General features: G+C 67.4%; 22 protein-coding genes and 1 pseudogene. 7 read left to right on the plus strand and 16 right to left on the minus strand.

The annotated features are described in order from the left end of the window. Positions 1 to 2 precede the first annotated feature (2 nt). Positions 3 to 308: a putative quinol monooxygenase gene (locus SIL87_RS05730; RefSeq protein WP_319613242.1), complete on the plus strand. Its 306-nt coding sequence runs from the start codon at positions 3 to 5 to the stop codon at positions 306 to 308. Between the two features lie 58 nt (positions 309 to 366). Further along, positions 367 to 1179, plus strand: coding sequence for a TIGR00282 family metallophosphoesterase (locus tag SIL87_RS05735; RefSeq protein WP_319613243.1), 813 nt, complete (start codon positions 367 to 369; stop codon positions 1177 to 1179). Here SIL87_RS05735 and SIL87_RS05740 read toward each other — a convergent pair. Next, the gene (locus SIL87_RS05740; RefSeq protein WP_319613244.1) at positions 1171 to 1716 is read right to left on the minus strand and encodes a cytochrome b; all 546 of its coding nucleotides are present in this window, start codon (positions 1714 to 1716) and stop codon (positions 1171 to 1173) included. The two genes, SIL87_RS05735 and SIL87_RS05740, sit on opposite strands and share 9 nt — an antisense overlap. A gap of 77 nt (positions 1717 to 1793) precedes the next feature. On the opposite strand from SIL87_RS05740, the gene SIL87_RS05745 reads away from it, so the two are divergent. Next, positions 1794 to 2813 carry a DUF429 domain-containing protein gene (locus tag SIL87_RS05745; RefSeq protein ID WP_405055214.1) on the plus strand — a complete coding sequence of 340 codons (1020 nt, stop codon included), beginning with the start codon at positions 1794 to 1796 and terminating at the stop codon, positions 2811 to 2813. Between the two features lie 31 nt (positions 2814 to 2844). Here the strand turns inward: SIL87_RS05745 and SIL87_RS05750 are convergent. Both SIL87_RS05750 and aroB read right to left on the minus strand, forming a co-directional pair. After that, positions 2845 to 3336: pseudogene (locus SIL87_RS05750) on the minus strand (FMN-binding negative transcriptional regulator); the annotation flags it as partial. A gap of 13 nt (positions 3337 to 3349) precedes the next feature. Then, the gene (gene aroB, locus SIL87_RS05755; RefSeq protein WP_319613246.1) at positions 3350 to 5020 is read right to left on the minus strand and encodes a 3-dehydroquinate synthase; all 1671 of its coding nucleotides are present in this window, start codon (positions 5018 to 5020) and stop codon (positions 3350 to 3352) included. Between aroB and SIL87_RS05760 the strand changes: the two genes are divergently transcribed. Continuing rightward, on the plus strand, positions 5019 to 5966 hold the full coding sequence (locus SIL87_RS05760) for a tyrosine recombinase (protein WP_319613247.1): 948 nt from the start codon (positions 5019 to 5021) through the stop codon (positions 5964 to 5966). The two genes, aroB and SIL87_RS05760, sit on opposite strands and share 2 nt — an antisense overlap. Before the next feature lie 9 nt (positions 5967 to 5975). Here the strand turns inward: SIL87_RS05760 and SIL87_RS05765 are convergent, their stop codons facing one another. The 8 genes from SIL87_RS05765 to SIL87_RS05800 all read right to left on the minus strand — a co-directional run bounded on the left by SIL87_RS05765 (position 5976) and on the right by SIL87_RS05800 (position 14633). Then, positions 5976 to 6824, minus strand: coding sequence for a nucleotide-binding protein (locus SIL87_RS05765; RefSeq protein ID WP_319613248.1), 849 nt, complete (start codon positions 6822 to 6824; stop codon positions 5976 to 5978). Further along, complete coding sequence (locus SIL87_RS05770) at positions 6814 to 7698, minus strand: flagellar biosynthesis protein FlhF (RefSeq protein WP_319613249.1); 885 nt, start codon at positions 7696 to 7698, stop codon at positions 6814 to 6816. The genes SIL87_RS05765 and SIL87_RS05770 overlap by 11 nt, the downstream gene beginning before the upstream one ends. Further along, on the minus strand, positions 7699 to 9774 hold the full coding sequence (flhA, locus tag SIL87_RS05775) for a flagellar biosynthesis protein FlhA (protein WP_319613250.1): 2076 nt from the start codon (positions 9772 to 9774) through the stop codon (positions 7699 to 7701). Next, positions 9771 to 11126, minus strand: a complete 1356-nt coding sequence (locus SIL87_RS05780; RefSeq protein ID WP_319613251.1) for a sigma-54 interaction domain-containing protein — start codon at positions 11124 to 11126, stop codon at positions 9771 to 9773. The genes flhA and SIL87_RS05780 overlap by 4 nt, the downstream gene beginning before the upstream one ends. A gap of 9 nt (positions 11127 to 11135) precedes the next feature. Continuing rightward, on the minus strand, positions 11136 to 11444 hold the full coding sequence (gene fliN, locus SIL87_RS05785) for a flagellar motor switch protein FliN (protein ID WP_319615916.1): 309 nt from the start codon (positions 11442 to 11444) through the stop codon (positions 11136 to 11138). 49 nt (positions 11445 to 11493) lie between these two features. Beyond that, positions 11494 to 12501 (minus strand): flagellar motor switch protein FliG, encoded by a 1008-nt coding sequence (gene fliG, locus SIL87_RS05790; RefSeq protein WP_319613252.1) that lies wholly within the window; start codon positions 12499 to 12501, stop codon positions 11494 to 11496. Then, positions 12498 to 14057, minus strand: a complete 1560-nt coding sequence (gene fliF, locus SIL87_RS05795) for a flagellar basal-body MS-ring/collar protein FliF (protein ID WP_319613253.1) — start codon at positions 14055 to 14057, stop codon at positions 12498 to 12500. The genes fliG and fliF overlap by 4 nt, the downstream gene beginning before the upstream one ends. Before the next feature lie 120 nt (positions 14058 to 14177). Beyond that, complete coding sequence (locus tag SIL87_RS05800; RefSeq protein ID WP_319615917.1) at positions 14178 to 14633, minus strand: nucleoside deaminase; 456 nt, start codon at positions 14631 to 14633, stop codon at positions 14178 to 14180. A 52-nt stretch (positions 14634 to 14685) separates the two neighbouring features. Between SIL87_RS05800 and SIL87_RS05805 the strand changes: the two genes are divergently transcribed. From SIL87_RS05805 to rsmD, 3 genes are read left to right on the plus strand one after another with little or no spacing between them, the layout of a single operon-like run. After that, positions 14686 to 15399 (plus strand): gamma-glutamyl-gamma-aminobutyrate hydrolase family protein, encoded by a 714-nt coding sequence (locus SIL87_RS05805; RefSeq protein WP_319613254.1) that lies wholly within the window; start codon positions 14686 to 14688, stop codon positions 15397 to 15399. Beyond that, positions 15396 to 16148 (plus strand): pseudouridine synthase, encoded by a 753-nt coding sequence (locus SIL87_RS05810; protein ID WP_319613255.1) that lies wholly within the window; start codon positions 15396 to 15398, stop codon positions 16146 to 16148. The genes SIL87_RS05805 and SIL87_RS05810 overlap by 4 nt, the downstream gene beginning before the upstream one ends. Continuing rightward, positions 16145 to 16705, plus strand: a complete 561-nt coding sequence (gene rsmD / locus SIL87_RS05815; protein ID WP_319613256.1) for a 16S rRNA (guanine(966)-N(2))-methyltransferase RsmD — start codon at positions 16145 to 16147, stop codon at positions 16703 to 16705. Before SIL87_RS05810 ends, rsmD begins: the two co-directional genes overlap by 4 nt. A gap of 58 nt (positions 16706 to 16763) precedes the next feature. On the opposite strand, the gene SIL87_RS05820 is transcribed toward rsmD, so the two are convergent. The 5 genes from SIL87_RS05820 to SIL87_RS05840 all read right to left on the minus strand — a co-directional run bounded on the left by SIL87_RS05820 (position 16764) and on the right by SIL87_RS05840 (position 18654). Next, complete coding sequence (locus SIL87_RS05820) at positions 16764 to 17432, minus strand: hypothetical protein (RefSeq protein WP_319613257.1); 669 nt, start codon at positions 17430 to 17432, stop codon at positions 16764 to 16766. 64 nt (positions 17433 to 17496) lie between these two features. Continuing rightward, positions 17497 to 17658 carry a hypothetical protein gene (locus tag SIL87_RS05825; protein WP_319613258.1) on the minus strand — a complete coding sequence of 54 codons (162 nt, stop codon included), beginning with the start codon at positions 17656 to 17658 and terminating at the stop codon, positions 17497 to 17499. Between the two features lie 94 nt (positions 17659 to 17752). Beyond that, entirely contained in the window at positions 17753 to 17944 is a 192-nt protein-coding gene (locus tag SIL87_RS05830) for a hypothetical protein (RefSeq protein ID WP_319613259.1), read from the minus strand. A gap of 82 nt (positions 17945 to 18026) precedes the next feature. Further along, on the minus strand, positions 18027 to 18191 hold the full coding sequence (locus tag SIL87_RS05835) for a hypothetical protein (protein WP_319613260.1): 165 nt from the start codon (positions 18189 to 18191) through the stop codon (positions 18027 to 18029). Positions 18192 to 18237: 46 nt separating this feature from the next. Continuing rightward, positions 18238 to 18654 (minus strand): hypothetical protein, encoded by a 417-nt coding sequence (locus tag SIL87_RS05840; RefSeq protein ID WP_319613261.1) that lies wholly within the window; start codon positions 18652 to 18654, stop codon positions 18238 to 18240. Positions 18655 to 18736: the final 82 nt, after the last annotated feature.

Below are 18736 nucleotides of genomic sequence, written 5' to 3' on the forward strand. Positions count from 1 at the left end.
CCATGATCCACGTCCTCGCCACCATCACCGCCAAACCCGGCAAGCGCGCCGAACTGCTCGAGGCCTTCCGCGCCGTCCTGCCCCAAGTGCATGCCGAGGAAGGCTGCCTGCAATACCTCCCCGCCATCGATACCGACCACCCGATCAGCAACGCCTCCATCGGACCCGACAGCTACGTCGTGATCGAAACCTGGACGACGAGGGAGGCGCTTGCCGCCCACGCCGCGACCCCGCACATGGCCGCCTTCGCGGCCCGCTCTAAAGACCTCATCGCGAACCGCGTCCTGCACGTCCTCGAATCCACCTGACCCCGCGCTTGCCCAAACCCGCCGGACCGCTTACCGCGACGGCGGACAAGGAGCGGTCATGCGGATTTTGTTTCTGGGCGATGTGATGGGTCGGACCGGGCGGGATGCCGTGGTCGCGGCCCTGCCGGGTCTGCGGCGCGACCTCAAGATCGACGTCGCGATCGTCAACGCCGAAAACGCCTCGCACGGTTTCGGCCTCGCGCCGGATATGGCGGATGCGATTTTTGCCGCCGGCGCCGATGCCATCACGCTCGGCAATCATTCCTGGGACCGCAAGGAGATCATCCCCTACATCGCCCGGCAGAAACGCCTGATCCGCCCGCTGAACTATCCCCCCGGCACGCCGGGCGAGGGCGCGGTCGATATCACGCTCGCCAACGGCCGGCGTATCCTGATCGTGCAGGTGATGGGCCGCCTGTTCATGGACCCGATGGACTGCCCGTTCCGCGCCACCGAAACCATCCTCGCGCGCGCCCGGCTCGGCGTGACCCACGCGGCGATCCTGGTCGATTTTCATGGCGAGGCGACCAGTGAGAAAATGGCCTTCGCCCACGCTTTCGATGGCGCGGTGAGCGCCGTGCTGGGCACCCACACCCATTGCCCCACCGCCGATCATCAGGTCCTGCCCGGCGGCACCGCCTATATGTCGGATGTCGGCATGTGCGGCGATTACGACAGCGTGATCGGCATGGGCAAAGCCCCGGCGATCGCGCGCTTCACCCGCAAGATGCCGGGCGAGCGCCTCCACCCGGCGGATGGCGACGCCACGATCTGCGGCGCGGTGATCGAGACCGGACCCGATGGCCGGGCGCAACGGATCGAACCGCTCCGCACCGGGGGGCGGTTATCGCAACAGATCCCCTCAGCGTGACCGGCGCGGCATCATCCGAATCAGAATCCGCTCCCCGCGCATCTGGTGGCGGATCGCACCGCCGACATGCAGCACCAGCAGCACGAGCAGGGTAATCCCACCCCAGAAATGCAGGAATGCGAAATCGCTGTGGATCGTCCTGCTCTTGCTCACCAGCGTCGGCAGATCGAACAATCCGAAAAACGGCACCTTGCCGCCATGAGCCTCGACGAACAGCACCCCGAATACCGGCATCGCGAACAGCAGCACATAGAACAGAATTTGCGTCGTCCCCGACGCCATGCGGATCGCGGGCGACACGCTGCCGGGCAATGGCGGGGCTTGCCCGCTCAGCCGAACCGCCACGCGCAGCACCATCAAGGCCAGAATGATCAGCCCGAAACTCATATGGAGCATCGCCGTCGTCGGGCGGAGAGATTTGGGCAGCACATCGTAATGCAGCAGCAGCCCGACGATCAAAAGCCCGATCACCGTGAGCGCGATCAGCCAATGCAGGGCCTGGGCAAGCGGGCGATAGCGTGGTTCCATCCGGTTCATGTCTCCTTATCCGAAATAATAATTAACGATCAATGAACAACCGGTCCATGTCTGCAATATTACAAAACGCCGGGTCCTTGGCCGCACATGCGGATTGGAGCGTCGATCCCCGCAAACGCTGGATCACCACGGCACGCGGCATTGATGGAAGCTGGCATCTCGCCGCCCCCGAGCCGGTCGCCGAACCGCAGACCCTGATCGCCCGCCTCCGCGCGGCGGCGAACGGCGCACCCGTCGCCCTCGGGGTCGATTTCCCGCTCGGCCTGCCGCGCGCCTATGCCGCAAAAATCGGCATCACGAGTTTCCCCGACTGGCTGCGCGGCCTCCACCCCGATCTGCCGCTGTTCGAGCCCTGCCGCACGATCGACGATGTCAGCCTCGACCGTCCATTCTACCCGCGCTCCAGCGTTGCCGGTGCCGGTCAGATGGCCCGCCTCGCCACCGCTCTCGGCCTCGCGGACACGAGCGCCCTGCATCGCGCCGTCGACCTGCGCACCGCCAACCGCCCTGCCGGCGCCGCGCTGTTCTGGACCATGGGGGCCAACCAGTGCGGCAAAGCCGCCCTCGCCGCGTGGCGCGATTGCCTGCTCCCCGCCTTCGTGCAGAAGCAGCCGGTCGCCATCTGGCCCTATGAGGGGTCGTTCAACGCGCTGCTCGCCCCCGGCACCGTCGCCCTCGCAGAAACCTATCCCGCCGAAGCGCTGGTCCAGCTCGGCCTGCAACGCCCCCGCAGCAAGCGCCGCCAGTCCGATCGCGCGTCCCTGTCCGGCCCGATCATGGCGGTCATGCACGCGCTCGACGCCACGCCGGAACCCGCACTGGCCGCCGGGATCACCCAGGGTTTCGGCGCGACCCCCGACGGTGAGGACCGGTTCGACAGCCTGCTCGGCGTCCTGTCGGTCATCCGGGTCATCCGCGGCGCGCCGGACGGCATGCCGCCCGACCCGGTCATCCGCGCGGTCGAGGGCTGGGTTCTGGGGCAGGTCGATCCACCGCTGATTCGAGCCCCCGCATCAGATCGGCCGCAACCGCATCGCCCGCCGCATCGAGCCCCGCGACCACGCCGCGCCGGTCGGCTTCCGGGCGATTCTGGCTGAGCTTGCGCTTGCCGATCAGCCGCTCGATCATCATCACCACGCCCACGATCCCCTTGAGCTGCGAAGTGACGTAATCATCCGGCGCGTCGTCCACTTTCCAGGGCCGCGTCTGCCGCGCCTCGTGCCGGTCGGTCAACGCCGCGACGATGGCGTGCAGCCGCGCCGCCTCCTCGATGATCTCGACCGTGCCGTAGGCATGCACCGCCTCGTAATTCCAGGTCGGCACCACTTTGCCGGTCTCGCGTTTGGTCTGATACCAGTTCGGCGACACATAGAAATCATGGGCCTGAAACACCGCCATCGCCGCAGCACCCTCGCGCAGCGCGCGCCACTGCGGATTGCCCCGCGCCAGATGCCCGATCAGGCGGCCATGCGGGGCCGGCGCGTTCTGCCATGTCAGCGGCAGATGCGTCGCCTCGATCCCCCCGGTTCCGGCCGAAATCAGGATCGGCAGCCGTGCCGCCTGCATGATCCCGGCCAGAATACCGGCATCGTCCTCGGCAAAGGCGGGCGGGGTGTACATGCCGCGATTATACTCAACCCGCGCCGCACGAGATCAGCGTTTCCTGCACGGCACGTTCCGGAACCTCCCGGCTGGTGAAGGCGGCACCGATGCCGCGCGCCAGCACGAAGGAGAGTTTGCCGTCGCGCATCTTCTTGTCGCGCTGCATGTGCGCAAGCAGAGCCTCCGCCGGCCATCCCGCGATCCGGTGCGGCAGCCCGACCGCCGCCAGATGCGCCGCCACGCGCCCGGCGATCGCCCCATCGCAATGCCCGAGCCGCGCCGAGAGGTCGAAGGCGCAGACCAGCCCGATCGCCACCGCCTCGCCATGCAGCAGCGCCGCGCCATACCCGGTCTCGGCCTCGAAGGTATGGGCGAAACTATGGCCGAGATTGAGCAGGGCGCGCCCATCGGCCTTTGCGGTCTCGTGCGGATCGGCCGCCACCACCCCGGCCTTGAACGCGACCGCCCTGGCGATCGCGGTTTCCTGCAACGCCCGGTCGCCCGCCAGCATGGCCGCGCCGTTGGCTTCGCACCACTCATATAAATCGGCATCGGCGATCAGCCCGGCCTTGACGATCTCGGCATACCCCGCCGCGATTTCACGGCGCGGCAGGGTCGCCAGCGTCTCGCTGTCGATGATCACGAGGCGCGGCTGATGAAACGCGCCGATCAGGTTCTTGCCATGGCGCGAATTGATCCCGGTCTTGCCGCCGACGCTCGAATCCACCTGGGCGAGCAGCGAGGTCGGGATCTGCGCGAAGGGCAGCCCCCGCAGCGCCGCCGCCGCCGCGAACCCGGCCAGATCGCCGATCACCCCGCCGCCGAGCGCCACGATCGCGGTCTGGCGCTCCGGCTTGAGTGCCAGAACATCCTCGATCAGCGCCGCGAACCGGGCGAGCGATTTCGAACCTTCGCCCGGCGGCACCACCAGCGTTTCATGCGCCATCCCGGCATCGTCGAGCGAGGCGGCGAGTGTTGCGTGATGCGCTGCGGCCACCGTTTCATCCGTCACCACGATCACGCGGCGCTGCGGCAGCACCGTAGCCAGCCGCGCCCCCGCACCGGACAGAATGCCGCGCCCGATCACCACGTCATACGCCTCGCCGGGCAGATCGACCCGGATGGTTCGTGGCGGGGCGAAGCGTTCGAGTGCGGCCATTGTCATGTCGGTGGTCATTTCGGGCGGGTCCTCGGAACTGTCGATAATGATGTCCGCCCCGGCATAGACCGGCGCGCGCAGTGCCGAAAGCCGGTGCAGGATCTCGGCGGGATCGCCGGCGTTGAGCAAGGGCCGGTGGGTTCGCCCGGCGACGCGGCGCAGCAGCACCGGCACCGGCGCGCGCAGCCATACCGAAATTCCGCGCGCCGCCACCAGGGCACGGGTCGCCGCATCCATGAACGCGCCGCCGCCGGTCGCCAGCACGATCGGCCCGCCCGAGAGCAACCGCGCGATCACCCGCCGCTCGCCGGCGCGGAAATGCGCCTCGCCGTGGCGCTCAAAAATATCCGCGACACTCAGCCCCGCCGCCGCCTCGATCTCATGGTCGGAATCGTGGAACGGCAGGTCCAGCCGTGCCGCGAGCCGCTTGCCGATCGCGGATTTGCCCGCCCCCATCAGCCCGACCAGCACGATGCTGCGCCGCTCACCGGGCCTTGCGGCATCGGCCTGATCGTTCCGGGGGCTGTCGGACTTGTCGAGCATGGTCCGCGCGGCTTACCACACTCGGCAGATGGCGATAGAGCGACATATCGAGGCATTTCTGGAATCGATGGCTGCCGAGCGTGGCGCCGCGCGCAACACCATCATGGCCTATCAGGCCGATCTCGCGGAATTCGCCGCTTTCTGCGCGGCCCATGGTGCCGCCCCCGCGACCGCCAACCCGGATGTCGTCGCCGCCTTCCTCACCGATATCGCCGCCCGCGGCCTCGCCGCGCGCACCCAGGCGCGGCGGCTCTCCTCGCTGCGCCAGTTCCAGCGCTTCCTTCTGCGCAACGGCCAACGGGCCGACGACCCCACCGCGCTGTCGAATGCCCCGCGCCTGCCCGGCTCCCTGCCGCGCTTCCTGAGTGAGGCCGAGGTCGACGCCATGCTCGCCGCTTCCGGCGAGGTCGAGGGGCGGCAGGGCCAGATCGCCCGCGCCGGCCTCGAAATCCTCTACGCCTCGGGCATGCGGATCTCGGAAATGCTCGCTCTGCCCGCCAGCGCCCTGTCCGACGATGCCGTGATGCTCCTGATCAAAGGCAAGGGCGGGCGCGAGCGCATCGTGCCTCTGTCCACCGCCGCGCGAACCGCCGCCGCGACCCTGCGGGACGGCCATGTCCGGGGCACACGCTATCTGTTTCCCGGCCAGACCCCCGACACCGCCATGACCCGGCAGGGATTCGCCCTGCTGCTCAAGCGCATCGCCCGCCGCGCCGGGATCGAGGCCGATCGCGTCTCGCCCCACGTGCTGCGCCATTCCTTCGCCTCGCATCTGCTCGCGCGTGGCGCGGATCTGCGCAGCCTGCAGATGCTGCTCGGCCACGCCGATATCTCCACCACCCAGATCTACACCCATATCCTCGCCGAGCGCCTGCAGAAGCTGGTCGAGGCGCATCATCCGCTCGCGCGCGCGCAGGCAGACCCGGCGCCCTCCAACTCCGGCTGATCTCCCGCCTCACCGTCCCACCAGGCGGCGGGCGATGGCGGCGACGCTGGTTGCGGCGTCGGAATTGGGAAACTGCCCGATCAGCAATTGCTGGCTGCGGATCGCATCGGCCACCCGTTCGTCCAGCCCGATAATGCCGAGCAGCGGCGGGTCGATCCGGAGGAACCCGCGCGCCGCCCGCGCCAGCGCCGCATGCGCCCGCCGCCCGGCGGTATCCGACCGCGCCTGATTGACCACGATCCGCGCATCGACCGTGAGGCCCGCCGCGCTGCGATCGCGCTTGAGCAGTTTGAGCACGGCATAGGCGTCGGTCAGGCTCGAAGGGTCCTCGGTCGTGATCAATGCCACGATGTCGGCATGGGCCGCGATCTGGCGTGTCGCGGCATCGACCCCGGTGCCGAGATCGAACAGCACCCAGTCATACCCCGCCGCCACCTTGGCGAGCCGTGCCAGCACATCCGCGATCATCGTGGCCGACACCCCGGCCAGCGCCCCTGAGCCCGAGCGCCCGGCGATCAGATCGAAACCGCCGCTCTCGATCGGGACGATGCATTGCGCGAGGTCGGCCCCGTCGCGGATCACCGCACCCAGATCCTGCCGGGGCAGGTGGCCGATCTGGATGTCGGCATTGGCGAGCCCGAAATCGGCGTCGAACACCAGCACGCGCTTGCGGCGATGGCTGAGCGCCTGTGCGAGGGTCAGGCTCAGCCAGGTCTTGCCGACGCCGCCTTTGCCGGACGCCAGAGCGACCCGGCGCGGCTGCGGCCCCGATGCGGGAGCCGGTCCCGCATCCTCTGTGCCGACCAGGGTCGCGATGAATGAGGGGTCCGCTGTCGCACCGCCCATCTCACGCTGCATGGGCATGACCCGCCGGCCGGTTGTGGTCGAGCAGGCGGCGGGCGAGAAACTGCGGCGTCATCGGTTCCAGCGCCTCGGTGATCCGTCCCGAGGTGCCGGCATGGCTGAAGACGAGCGGGGCGGCGGCGGCGGCGGCGACCATGCCGCCGAGCCGGCGGGTCAGGTCTAGCCGGGTCGGGATCAGCATGGTGGCTCCGGCGGCGTGAAACCGCTCGGCCATCTCGGCGCTGTCCTGCGCGTCCAGCCCCGCAGGCATCACCAGCGCCGCGACGCCCTGCACCTGATCGATCATGTGGCGAAGCGTGGTCATTTCCTGATCGTCGAAAGGGTCCATCCCCGGCAGGTCGATCAAGGTCGCGCTGGTCGGTCGCCGCCGCCGCGCCCGTGATCCACCCGCCTCGTGGGTCGCGGTATCGATGAAATCAGCGCGCAAAATCCGGCAGAGCGCGGCAAGCTGCGCCGAGGCACCGGCACGGTTCTGATCGGCGTTGATCACCGTCGGCCTGATCCCGTCGAGCACCAGCCGGGTCGCGAGCTTCACCGTGGTCATGGTCTTGCCGGCACCCGGAGGCCCGACCAGCAATAACGGCCGGTTGAAATCGACCGCGCCGAACCGGAACGTGTCCGCGACCGCCCGGTCCGGCGGCACCCGCCGCAATCGCCCGGCCAGGTCCGCCGGCACCCGGTGGAAGGCGAGTGCCTCATGCCATTGCTCGCGATGATCGAGCGTCTCCTCGGGATCGACCGCGACGGAGATCTCGATCCCGACGCCGACTTTCCGGCTCTCCAGGATCAGGGCATCCGGCCCCATCAGCCGGTGGGCCTCGGTCAGGGCCGCGCGCATCGTGGCGGCGCGGATCAGCTTTATTTTCATCTACAGGGCTCCAAGGGTTCTGATCCGCGCACGCGGAAACACTTCGGTCTGGGCAAGTACCGGCGTCGCGGGCTGCATCCGCTCGATGATGGCGCGCAGATGCGCCCGAAGCGCCGGGCTGGTGAGCAGGACAGGGGTTTCGCCCTCGGCGGCGATCGGTTCGAATACCTGGGTGATCCGGCGCATGAGGTCCGAGAGCCGTCCCGGCGGCAAGGCGAGCTGGCGCTGATCCGGCGGGCCGACCAGCGCCTCGTTCAGCTCCGCCTCCCATTCCGGCCCGACCACCACGAGCGGCAGATAGCCGCGCGGGCCGATATGCGCATCGGTCAACTGCCGGGCCATCCGCATCCGCACATGGGCGGCGATCGCGGGGATGCCGCGTGTCTGCATCGCGCACGCCTCGTGGATTCCCTCCAGAATGGTCGGCAGATCGCGGATCGAAACCCGTTCGGCGAGAAGCGACTGCAACACCCGCTGCACCCCGCCCACCGTCAGCTGGCTGGGGATCAGCTCGGTCACCAGGCGCTGCTGCTCGCGCGGCAACTCGTCGAGCAGTTTCTGGGTTTCGGCAAACGAGAGCATTTCCGCCATGTTGTCCTTGACGATTTCGGTCAGGTGGGTGGTGAGCACGCTGGCGGGATCGACCACGGTGCAGCCCTTCGCCCGCGCCTGCTCGCGCTCCGACGGATCGATCCAGATCGCGGGCAGGCCGAACGCAGGTTCGGTGGTCCGCTCGCCCGGCAGGTCCGGCAGCGCGCCGTTCGCGGTCATGGCGAGCAGCTGCGTCGCGCGCAGCTTGCCCGAACCCGCCTCGATCTCCTTGATCCGGATCGAATAGGAATCGGCGGCGAGCTGCATGTTGTCCTGAATGCGGACCGCCGGGAGGATGAAGCCCATTTCGCCGGCGATCGCCCGGCGCAGGGATTTGATCTGCTCGGTCAGGCGCGGCGTGTCGCCACCGGCCAGCACCAGCAGCCCGTAGCCGAGTTCGAGCCTGATCTGGTCGATCTTCAGCGCATCGGTGATCGGCGGTTCGGCAGCGACTTCCACTGCCGTCTCAGGCAGGGTTTCCGCCGCCGGCGGATGGTTCCACCGGTACCACGAGGCCCAGCCGGCAAGGCCGGCGAGCATCGCGAACGGTATGAAGGGCAGGCCGGGCACCAGCGCGAGGGCGAGGGCTGCCGCCGCGACGATGCCGAGTGGCTTGGGCGAGCGGCTGAGCTGGGCGACCAGCGCGGTATCGGCACTGCCCTCGCCCGATCCCTTGGTCACCACGATCCCCGCCGCCACCGAAACGAGCAGCGAAGGGATCTGCGAGACCAGGCCCTCACCGATCGACAGCGTGGTGAAGGCCGAGGCGGCATCGTGGATGCTCATCCCCTTCTGCACCACGCCGATCACGAACCCGCCGACGATGTTGATCGAGGTGATGATCAGCGCCGCGATCGCATCGCCGCGCACGAATTTGGCGGCACCGTCCATCGCGCCGTAGAACCCGCTTTCCTGTTCGAGCTCGTGGCGCTTGCGCCGGGCCGTGGCTTCGTTGATCGCGCCGGAGCTCATCTCCGCGTCGATCGCCATCTGCTTGCCGGGGATCGCATCGAGCGTGAAGCGGGCCGCGACCTCGGCGATGCGGGTCGAGCCCTTGGTGATCACGATGAAATTGACCACGAGCAAGATCGCGAACACGATCAGCCCGATCAGCAGATCACCGCCCATCAGGAACCCGCCGAACGCGGCGATGACATGGCCGGCGGCATCGACGCCTTCACTGCCGTGCGACAGGATCTGCCGGGTCGAGGCGACATCGAGCGACAACCGCAGCAGGGTGGTGAGCAGCAGCACGGTGGGGAAGCTGGTGAAATCGACCGGCTTGCGGATGAACAGGGCGACCATCAGCACGAGGATTGCGATGGTGAACGAAAGCGACAGTCCGACATCGAGCAGGAATGGCGGCAGCGGCACGATCAGCACGGTGATGATGCAGACCACCGCAAAGGCGAGGCCGATATCCGAACCCGGCCGGAACCGTTTCATCTGCGCAATCACGGTATCGCGGCTGATGCTGGCACTCATGCCGCGACGCCGTTATGCGGGGCGGGGATCGCCGCGCCATGGGCGGCGTAGTCGCGCAGCTTGTTGCGCAGGGCGCGGATCGAGATGCCGAGGATGGTCGCGGCGTGGGTGCGGTTGCCGAGACAATGGTGGAGCGTTTCGAGAATCAACCGCTGTTCGACATCGACCATCCGTTGCCCGACCAGCGAGCCGATCCGCGCATCGGGCATCGGGCTCTCCGCTGCGTTCGGGCTGACAGCGGTGTGGCCCTGTCGCGTGAGCGCGCCGATATCCTCGGCGCCGATCGCGCAGCCCGACGTGAGCAGGACAGCGCGGTGCATCGCGTTTTCGAGTTCGCGGACGTTGCCGCGCCAGGGTTGCTCGATCAGCCGCGCGATCGCGCCCTCGGTGAGATGTTTCGGGCCAACCTCGTTGAGGCGCGCGAAATGATCGACGAAGTGCCGCGCGAGCGGTGCTATGTCGCCGGGCCGGTCGCGCAGGGCGGGGATCTGCAATGTCACGACGTTCAGCCGGAAATACAGATCCTCGCGGAACGTGCCGGCATCGACCGCGCGAAGCAGATCGCGGTTGGTCGCGGCCAGGATGCGGACGTCGACCGGGACGGGACGCTCGCCGCCCACCCGGTCGATCACGCGCTCCTGCAGGGCGCGCAGCAGTTTCGCCTGGAGGCGGATATCCATTTCGGCCAGTTCATCGAGCAGCAGCGTGCCCTGATGCGCGGCCTCGAACTTTCCGGTTCGCCGCGCGATGGCTCCCGAGAACGCGCCTTTCTCATGGCCGAACAATTCGGATTCGAGCAGTGATTCGGGAATCGCCGCACAGTTGAGCGCGATGAACGGGCCGCGCGCCCGGCGCGAGGCCTGGTGGATGAACCGGGCAAGCACTTCCTTGCCGGTGCCGCTCTCGCCGGTGATCAGGATCGAGGCGGTCGATTGCGCGACCTGTTCGGCCCGCGCGAGCAGGGCGGTCATTGCCGGGTCGCGCGCCACGAGGGCGGGCGGGCGATCGAGCGAGACGGCGGCGAGCATGGCGGCGATCAGTTCGGCATCGGGCGGCAGCGGCAGATAGTCCCGCGCACCGGCACTGATCGCGGCGACTGCGGCGTCTCCATCGTCCTCCGCGCCGGCGGCCACGACCGCGATGGTGAAGCGCTCGGCGGCGAGCTGGCGCATGAGCCGAGCGAGGTCGCGGCTGACGTCGCAGATGATCAGGTCGATCCGTGCATCCTGGCGCAGGACGCGCATTGCGATATCGACCGTATCGGCCTGATCGAGCACCGCACCGCGCGATGCGGCGATGCGGGCGGCGATGCCCAGTTCCCCCAGCAGCGATCCGATGATGAGAATGCGCATGGCTGCCGCTCAGCCGCCACGGTCGGATTTGACGATTTCGGTCATGGTGATGCCGAGCTTGACATCGTCGATCATCACCACCTCGCCGCGGGCGATCAGGCGGTTGTTGACGAAAATATCGATCGGGTCGCCGACCTTGCGGTCCAGTTCGACCACCGCCCCCCGGCCGAGCTTGAGCAGCTGGCTGACCTGCATGGTCGAACGGCCGAGCACGGCGCTGACCAGGACCGGAATATCATAGACCGCTTCGAGATCGCGCGGGGTGCGCGGCGGCGTGTCCTCGGTGCCTGCCCGTCCGGGCGAGGCGGCGAGCGGCAGTTCCGCGAGGGTGCGGGGCTGGGCCGCGAGATCCGTCGGGTTCGTTAGTTCAGATGACAAGGTCGTCTTCCTTTCCTGTACCGATTTCGATTTCGCCCTGGGCGGCGAGGTCTTTCGCCGTCGCGACGATGGCGAGCTGTGCTGCATCCACGTCGCGCAGGCGGACCGGCCCGAGGGCCTCGATGTCGTCGCGCAGCATCTTTCCGGCGCGCTCCGACAGGTTGCGCATGAATAGCTCGCGGATGCGGTCCGACCCGCCCTTGAGCGCGATCGGCAGGCGTTCCTTTTCCACGGCGCGAAGCAGGGTCTGGACATCCTGGGGCGCGAGGCGGACGAGGTCGTCGAAGGTGAACATCAGCGACTTGATCCGCTGCGCGGCCTCCTCGTTGCGGGCTTCGAGGGCGGCGATCAGGCGGGATTCCACGTTGCGGTCGAACGCATTGAAGATTTCGGCCATTTTTTCGTGCGGATCGCGCTGGGCGCTGGAGGCGAGATTGGCCATGAAATCGGCCCGCAACGTGCGTTCGACATCATCGACCGCCTCGCGCTGCACGCCCCCGAGGGTCAGCATCCGTTCGACGATCTCGATCGCGAGCGGCTCGGGCAGCAGGGCGATGACGCGGGCGGTATGGTCGGCGGCGAGGCGCGAGAGCACCATCGAGGCGGTCTGGGGGTGTTCGTGGCAGAGGTAGTCGGCAAGGACGGATTCGTTCACCTTGGCCAGCTTGTCCCAGATGTTGCGCCCGGCCGGGCCGTACAGGTCTTCGAGGATCTGGTTGACCATTTCGGAGGGCAGCATGGCGCGGAGCATCCGCTCGGTCGCCTCCGCCGAGCCGGAGACCGCGCTGGTGCGCCCGAGACTCGACGCGAATTCCGCGCAGAGCTGGTCGACCACATCCGGCCCGATCTTGCCGAGGCCGACCATGGCGCGCGAGACCTCGCGGATTTCATCGTCCTTGAGCATCGCCATCAGCTTGCCGCCGTATTCGTCGCCGAGGGCGAGCATCAGGATGGCGGTACGCTGGGCGCCGGAAAGTTGGCTGATCGCTTCGCTCACCGCGCTTCCTCCCGGCTGAGCCAGCCACGGATCACGGCAACGCTGTCCTCGGGGCTGCGGTCGATCAGGTCGACGATGGCGCGGATCGGGCTGTCCACCGGCTCAATGCCGGGGGCGGCGAGCATGGTTTGGCCCTCGGCGCCCAGCGCCGGGGTCGTGGCTTCCTTGTGCTCGGTGATCCGGCGCACCATCGGGCGGAAGACGATCAGGAGGGCAGCGAGTCCGACCAGTCCCAGAATGATGAGGCGCAGCAGCGGGAGCACGAGGCCGCTGGCCATGACGCGCTCGATCAGCGTGCGGTGCGGCATCGCGAGGCCGGTGCCGGGCGCGGCGAAGGGCATCGACTGGACATCAACCACGTCGCCCCGCGCCTTGTCGTAGCCGATGGCGGATTCGACCAGGGTTTTGATCCGGGCGATCGTCGCCGCCGAGCGTGGCCGGTCGATCAGCTGACCCTTCGGTCCCTTGCTCGCGACATCGGCGAGCATGACCGCAATGCTGATCCGGGTGATTTCGGGGGTCGCGTGGATGGTGTGCTTCACCGTCTGGCTGATTTCGTAATTGGTGGTCTGGTCCGATTTGGTTTCCTTGTCGGTCCGCTGCGGGGTCGCCTTGGCGGAGGTGCCGCCGGGGAGATTGTTGGCGACCGAGACGGTGTTGTCGCGGTTGGTGGTGCGATCGGACTGGGTGCGGCTCTGCTGCTGGCTGCGCACGACCTGGCCGTTGGGGTCGAAGCTGGTCGCGGTCTGGGCGGTGCGGTCGAAATTCATCGAGACCGAGGTGACCACCTTGACCTGATCGGCACCGAGGGCGGCATCGAGCATCGAGCGGACCTGATCGGTGAGGTGGCGCTCGGTATCGCGTTTGAGGCGGGCATCGCGGGCGTCGAGCATCGCGCCGTCGCTGCGGCCGGCCTGGGCGAGCAGGTCGCCCCGGTCATCGGCGATCGAGATGTTGTTCGGCTTGAGGCCGGGGACGGCGGAGGCCACGAGGTTGAGGATCGCATCGATGCTTTCGCGGTCGAGCGGGGCGGCGCCGGCGAGGGAGAGCATGACGCTGGCCTGGGCCGGGGCGGCGCGCAGGCTGAAATCGTCCTGGCGTGGCAGCACGACCTGGACGCGCGAGGACCGGATGCCGTGGATCAGGTCGATCGTGCGTTCGAGTTCGCCGTCGATCGCGCGGGTTTCATCGATCCGGTCGAGGAAGTCCGAGCCGGTGAGGGGGTTCTGGTGATCGAAGATGGCAAAGCCGCTCGAACTGCCGGCGGGGAGGTCGTGCTGGGCGAGCAGCAGGCGGGCGCGGTCGAGCGCCGCCGGTTCGACCATGATGGTGTGGCCATCGCCTGCGAGGGCGTAGCGGATATGGGCGGTGGTGAGCGCGGTGGCGATGTTGCCGGCGTCCTTGAGGCCGAGGCCGGCATAGAGGGTGGCGTTCGGGCTCGGGCCGCCGACCAGAGCGAGCATCGTCATCAGGGCGGTGACCGCGACGGCGACGGCGGCCATGGCACCGAGTTTGACCGGGCCGAGCGCGCGCAGGTTTTCGAGCAGCTTGTTCATCAGGCGCGAAACCCGGCTTTGCGGGGTCCGTGCGGCGGGGTGGAGAGCGGCATGGGTTCATCCTGCTATCGCGACGATTTTGTCGCAGGGGCAGAATGACCGATGAAGGTAAGTATCCGGTTAACGCCCGGCAGAATTTGCCGGGTTGCGAAGATTTTTAAAGAAGCCGGTGATCAGCTCGGCGCACTCCCGCTCGGCGACGCCGCCCACGATGTCGGGGCGGTGATGGCAGGTGGGATGGGCCAGAACCCGAGGCCCGTGCTCGATGCCGCCGGATTTGGGGTCGTAGGCGCCGAACATCAGACGATCGATCCGGAACAGGGAGATCGCCGCGGCGCAGAGCGGGCAGGGTTCCAGCGTGACGGTGAGGGTGCAACCCGGCAGAAATTTCCCACCTCGCCGCGCGGCGGCGGCACGGAGGGCGAGGATCTCCGCATGGGCGGTGGGGTCGGACCGCGCTTCGACCTCGTTGCCGCAGGCGGCGAGGATTGCGCCATCGGCATCGGTCACCACGGCGCCGACCGGGATCTCGCCGCGCGCGGCTGCGCTGGCCGCTTCGATCAGGGCGCGCTCCATCGGGGTCATGCGCTCTCTTGCCTTGACCTCGGCAACAGGTCTAGCTCCGGATATGACAAAGCGCCCGATCATCGGCCTGACCCTGGATGCCGAGGCACCGGGCGGTTATTCGAAATTTCCCTGGCATGCGATCCGGCAGAACTATATGGACGCGCTGGCCGATGCCGGGGGGGTGCCGGTGGCGCTGCCGCACCTGGCGGAGCTGGCGGGGGACTACCTCGATACCATCGATGCGCTGGTGGTGACCGGCGGGGCGTTCGATGTCGACCCGGCGCTGTACGGGGCTTCGGGGCGGCATGAGAGTGTCGCGCTCAAGCCGGGGCGGACGGCGGCGGAGATCGCGCTGCTGCGCGGGGCGCTGGCGCGGGACATGCCGGTGCTGGGGATCTGCGGCGGGGAGCAGTTGCTCGCGGTGGCGCTGGGGGGCACGCTGATCCAGCATATTCCCGATGAGGTGGCCGGGGCGCTCGCGCATGAGCAGCCGAACCCGCGCGATGAGGCGGGGCATGAGATTGCGATCGTCGCGGGAAGCAGGCTCGCCGGGATCGTGGGGGTGGCCACGATGCGGGTGAATTCATCGCATCATCAGGCGGTGCGCGAGGCGGGTGCCGCGCTGGTGGTGAATGCGCGTGCGCCGGACGGGGTGATCGAGGGGGTGGAGTCGCAGGCTCACCGGTTCTGCCTCGGGGTGCAGTGGCATCCGGAATTTCTGATCGATCCGGGGGATGGGCGCATCCTCGCCGCGCTGGTGGGGGCGGCGGCATGACCGAGAAGGGGTTGTATCAGGCGAAGGACGGGCAGGGCGAGCGGATTGCGAAGTATCTCGCGCGGGCCGGGGTTGCGAGCCGGCGGGATGCCGAGCGGATGATCGGCGAGGGGCGGGTGGTTCATAACGGGGTGATCGTTGCGCACCCCGCCACCTTCGTTGCCGCCGGGGATGTCATTCTGGTCGATGGCAATCCGGTGGGGGAGCCGGCGCGGACGCGGTTGTGGCGGTATCACAAGCCGGACGGGCTGCTGACCACGCATCGCGATCCCGAGGGGCGGCCCACCGTGTTCGAGAAGCTGCCGGCTGATATGCCGCGGGTGGTGAGTGTCGGGCGGCTCGACCTGAACAGCGAGGGGTTGCTGCTGCTGACCAACGATGGCGCGATGGCGCGGCGGCTCGAATTGCCGACCACCGGGTGGCACCGGCGCTACCGGGTGCGGGTGTACGGCATGGTCGATTCCGACAAGCTCGCGGCGCTGAAGCAGGGGATTGTGGTGGATGACGTGCGGTACGGGCCGATCACCGCCGAGGTCGATTCCGCGAAGGGGGCCAATGCGTGGCTGTCGGTGAGTATTACCGAGGGCAAGAACCGCGAGATCCGCCGGGTGATGGCGGCGCTGGGGCTGGAGACGACGCGGTTGATCCGGGTGGCGTATGGGCCGTTTCAGCTTGGCAGCCTGGAGCGCGGGGCGGTGGCGGAGATTACCGGCAAGGTGCTGCGCGAGCAATTGCCAAGGGATAAATGAAGACCGCCCCGCGCATCATTGCCGGGGCGTGGCGCGGGCGGGTGCTGGCGGCGCCGGGGGGAGAGACGACACGGCCGACTGCCGGGCGGGTGCGGCAGGCGGTGTTCGATATGCTGATGCATGCGCCGTGGGCGGAGCGGGCGGTCGAGGGGCGGGCGGTGCTCGATGTGTTCGCCGGGTCGGGGGCGCTGGGGCTGGAGGCGCTGTCACGCGGGGCGGCGCGGGCCGGGTTCATCGAGCGGGATCGGGCGGCGCTGGCGGTGATTGCGGCGAATATCGCGGCGTGCAAGGCGGGCGGGGTGGCTTCGGTGTTCGGGTGCGATGCGCTGATGCCGCCGCGCGGGACGGCGCATGAGCTGGTGTTTCTCGATCCACCTTATGGCAAGGGGCTGGTGCCGCTGGCGGTGGCGGCGCTGGGGGCGGCGGGATGGATTGCGCCGGGGGCTTTGATCGTCGCGGAATTCGGGCGGGGCGAGGAGGGGCTGGAAGGGATCGATGTGCTGGCGGTGCGGGAGCATGGGGCGGCGCGGGTGGTGATCTGGCGGGCGGGGCTGTGAAACCATGCCGATTTTGTTATGATATCGTAATGAAGTGGGCGCGGGTGGGTGTTGGGGGTCAGAACTGAAAATCGCGGGTGGCGAGGATTTGGTGGAGGGCGAGTTGCTGGTCCCAGGCGGGCGGGGTGCGCGGTTTGGATGGGAAGGGTGAGGGGCGGGGTGCGGCGCGGGGGCTGCGGCGCCGGGGCTGGTTGATGGGTGGAGTGGGGTCGGTCAGGTTTGGATCGGGCGGGGCTGGGTTTGGGGTGCGCGGGCGTTTCGGGCGGCGCAGGAGGGGTGGGGGCTGGATGCCGAGCATGTGGCAGAGCGGGCGGAACAGGCGGCCGGCGGCGCGGTTGCGGGCGATCAGGGCGAGGAGTTCGGGGTCGTCGAGCAGGGATTGGATGCCGATGCGACCATTCACGGCGGCGTTGCCCTGGGTGATGGTGGGCGGGACGAGGCGGAGGAGCCACGCGAAATGATAGGGCAGGCGCAAGGGCGCGGGCTCGCGTTTCGGCGTGGGGCGGGGTTTGCGTGAGGGGGTTTCGGCGGGTTGGGCGGGGTTGGCGCGGTCGCGGCTGACGATGGCGGCGAAGCGCTCGATGATGCGGGTGAGGCGGGTGGAGATAAGGGCGAGCAGGAGCTGGTTCAGGCCGGTCTGAAAACCGCGCGTGCAGACATCGTTGCGGAGACCGCGGATGATGGCGGCGAAACGGTCGGTCAGGGAAAGGGTGGGGGTTTCTGTCACGCCCGCATAACAGCATGTCAGGCGGGGGGTGAGAAAGAGGGAATTTTGGGAGGTGGATAACCGCTCAGAAGATGGTTTCCGGCGTGGCGGGGCGATCCTCGATTTCGGGGAACTGGTCTTGCGGTTCGAGCGGTGGTTGCCGTTGCCATGCGGCGAGCATCTCGATGAGGGCGGCGGGTTTGGTGATGGGCTCGATGATGATTTTTGTGCCCTCGCGGGGCATCATGACCCGATCGCCCGGCGGTTCGAACCCGGCGGAATTCGCACCGCCTGACTGCGGTTGATTCGATATAGCCCGGTTTTCCTGGGGGTGCGTTGCTTTACGGCTGATATCCTGCTGCGCTGTCAGGTTTCCGGACGGACGACATCACGGTGCCGATGGTTATCAATGCTGCGCTGATGATGAAGCCGACGCCGATGATATGGTAGAAGACCCCGGCTCGCGAGACCGTCATGCCCGATAACAGGATCAGAGCGGCACTATTTATATAGGGGTACGCTTTCTTCATCATACACCTGCCTGAGATGACCGGGTGTCTCGATCGGATCACGATGTGAGAAACACCACGTTTCGTGCAATTTGTCATCCTCCGATCAGGACGGAGCCTGATCCGGCGGCCAAGGCGTTGCGGTATTGGCGCTGGGGCGGAAGGGCGTGTTTCTGGCCGGGTCGGGCGTCGTGGCGCTGGTTCTTTCGGCGCTGATCCATTGGCGGGCGCCATGTTCGCTCGCGCCGTTGATGGTGCTGATTTGTTTCATGGCACCTCAGGCGATCGCGCTCCCGGCGGTGCTGGGCACGGTTTGGCTACGGGCTATCCCGATGAGTAGTATGAGTCAGCGAAATTCTATCCTTCACTGCGTTTTTAATTATCTCTTTAAATTTTGGCCCTTTCGCCATCTGATCGGTATTCCCATTCTTGAAAAAGAGTTCCTTCACGCACGAAATTGCTGAAATTATGCTCTCATCTGAAATTTTACCCTTCAACGAGGCCACTTTCTGATGTGTGAGTGCTATTGATTGGGCCTCGTAGGCAATTAACCAGTATAAAACATAAAATCTAATATTGTTCTTGTCTCTCGCCGTTAATCCATTACTTTCTCGTAAGGCAGTCTCCACCCTTCTAATTGCATTGGCGGCGACTACATACGCATCCAAATCGAAATCACCTGAGAACAGGGATTTATAAACATCGGTGGTGTAACCTGACGTCTGGAAATTCATTTTGGGTTGGGAGTTGGTGCCCTTGCCGGGGCATGCCCCGGCAAGGGCTGTTCATTCTGGTATTCCATGCAGTTGTTCACAC

Origin of the sequence: Acidiphilium acidophilum, assembly GCF_033842475.1 — a bacterium.
In the GTDB taxonomy this organism is placed as follows: domain Bacteria; phylum Pseudomonadota; class Alphaproteobacteria; order Acetobacterales; family Acetobacteraceae; genus Acidiphilium; species Acidiphilium acidophilum.

What these genes read in the sequence shown, in the direction of transcription:
- SIL87_RS05730 (WP_319613242.1), top strand. Translation starts at nt 3, where the DNA reads ATGATCCACGTCCTCGCCACCATCACCGCCAAACCCGGCAAGCGCGCC.
- SIL87_RS05735 (WP_319613243.1), top strand. Translation starts at nt 367, where the DNA reads ATGCGGATTTTGTTTCTGGGCGATGTGATGGGTCGGACCGGGCGGGAT.
- SIL87_RS05740 (WP_319613244.1), bottom strand. Translation starts at nt 1,716, where the DNA reads ATGAACCGGATGGAACCACGCTATCGCCCGCTTGCCCAGGCCCTGCAT.
- SIL87_RS05760 (WP_319613247.1), top strand. Translation starts at nt 5,019, where the DNA reads ATGGTCCGCGCGGCTTACCACACTCGGCAGATGGCGATAGAGCGACAT.
- aroB (WP_319613246.1), bottom strand. Translation starts at nt 5,020, where the DNA reads ATGCTCGACAAGTCCGACAGCCCCCGGAACGATCAGGCCGATGCCGCA.
- SIL87_RS05765 (WP_319613248.1), bottom strand. Translation starts at nt 6,824, where the DNA reads ATGCAGCGTGAGATGGGCGGTGCGACAGCGGACCCCTCATTCATCGCG.
- SIL87_RS05770 (WP_319613249.1), bottom strand. Translation starts at nt 7,698, where the DNA reads ATGAAAATAAAGCTGATCCGCGCCGCCACGATGCGCGCGGCCCTGACC.
- flhA (WP_319613250.1), bottom strand. Translation starts at nt 9,774, where the DNA reads ATGAGTGCCAGCATCAGCCGCGATACCGTGATTGCGCAGATGAAACGG.
- SIL87_RS05780 (WP_319613251.1), bottom strand. Translation starts at nt 11,126, where the DNA reads ATGCGCATTCTCATCATCGGATCGCTGCTGGGGGAACTGGGCATCGCC.
- fliF (WP_319613253.1), bottom strand. Translation starts at nt 14,057, where the DNA reads ATGAACAAGCTGCTCGAAAACCTGCGCGCGCTCGGCCCGGTCAAACTC.
- SIL87_RS05800 (WP_319615917.1), bottom strand. Translation starts at nt 14,633, where the DNA reads ATGGAGCGCGCCCTGATCGAAGCGGCCAGCGCAGCCGCGCGCGGCGAG.
- SIL87_RS05805 (WP_319613254.1), top strand. Translation starts at nt 14,686, where the DNA reads ATGACAAAGCGCCCGATCATCGGCCTGACCCTGGATGCCGAGGCACCG.
- SIL87_RS05810 (WP_319613255.1), top strand. Translation starts at nt 15,396, where the DNA reads ATGACCGAGAAGGGGTTGTATCAGGCGAAGGACGGGCAGGGCGAGCGG.
- rsmD (WP_319613256.1), top strand. Translation starts at nt 16,145, where the DNA reads ATGAAGACCGCCCCGCGCATCATTGCCGGGGCGTGGCGCGGGCGGGTG.
- SIL87_RS05825 (WP_319613258.1), bottom strand. Translation starts at nt 17,658, where the DNA reads ATGATGCCCCGCGAGGGCACAAAAATCATCATCGAGCCCATCACCAAA.
- SIL87_RS05830 (WP_319613259.1), bottom strand. Translation starts at nt 17,944, where the DNA reads ATGATGAAGAAAGCGTACCCCTATATAAATAGTGCCGCTCTGATCCTG.
- SIL87_RS05835 (WP_319613260.1), bottom strand. Translation starts at nt 18,191, where the DNA reads ATGAAACAAATCAGCACCATCAACGGCGCGAGCGAACATGGCGCCCGC.
- SIL87_RS05840 (WP_319613261.1), bottom strand. Translation starts at nt 18,654, where the DNA reads ATGAATTTCCAGACGTCAGGTTACACCACCGATGTTTATAAATCCCTG.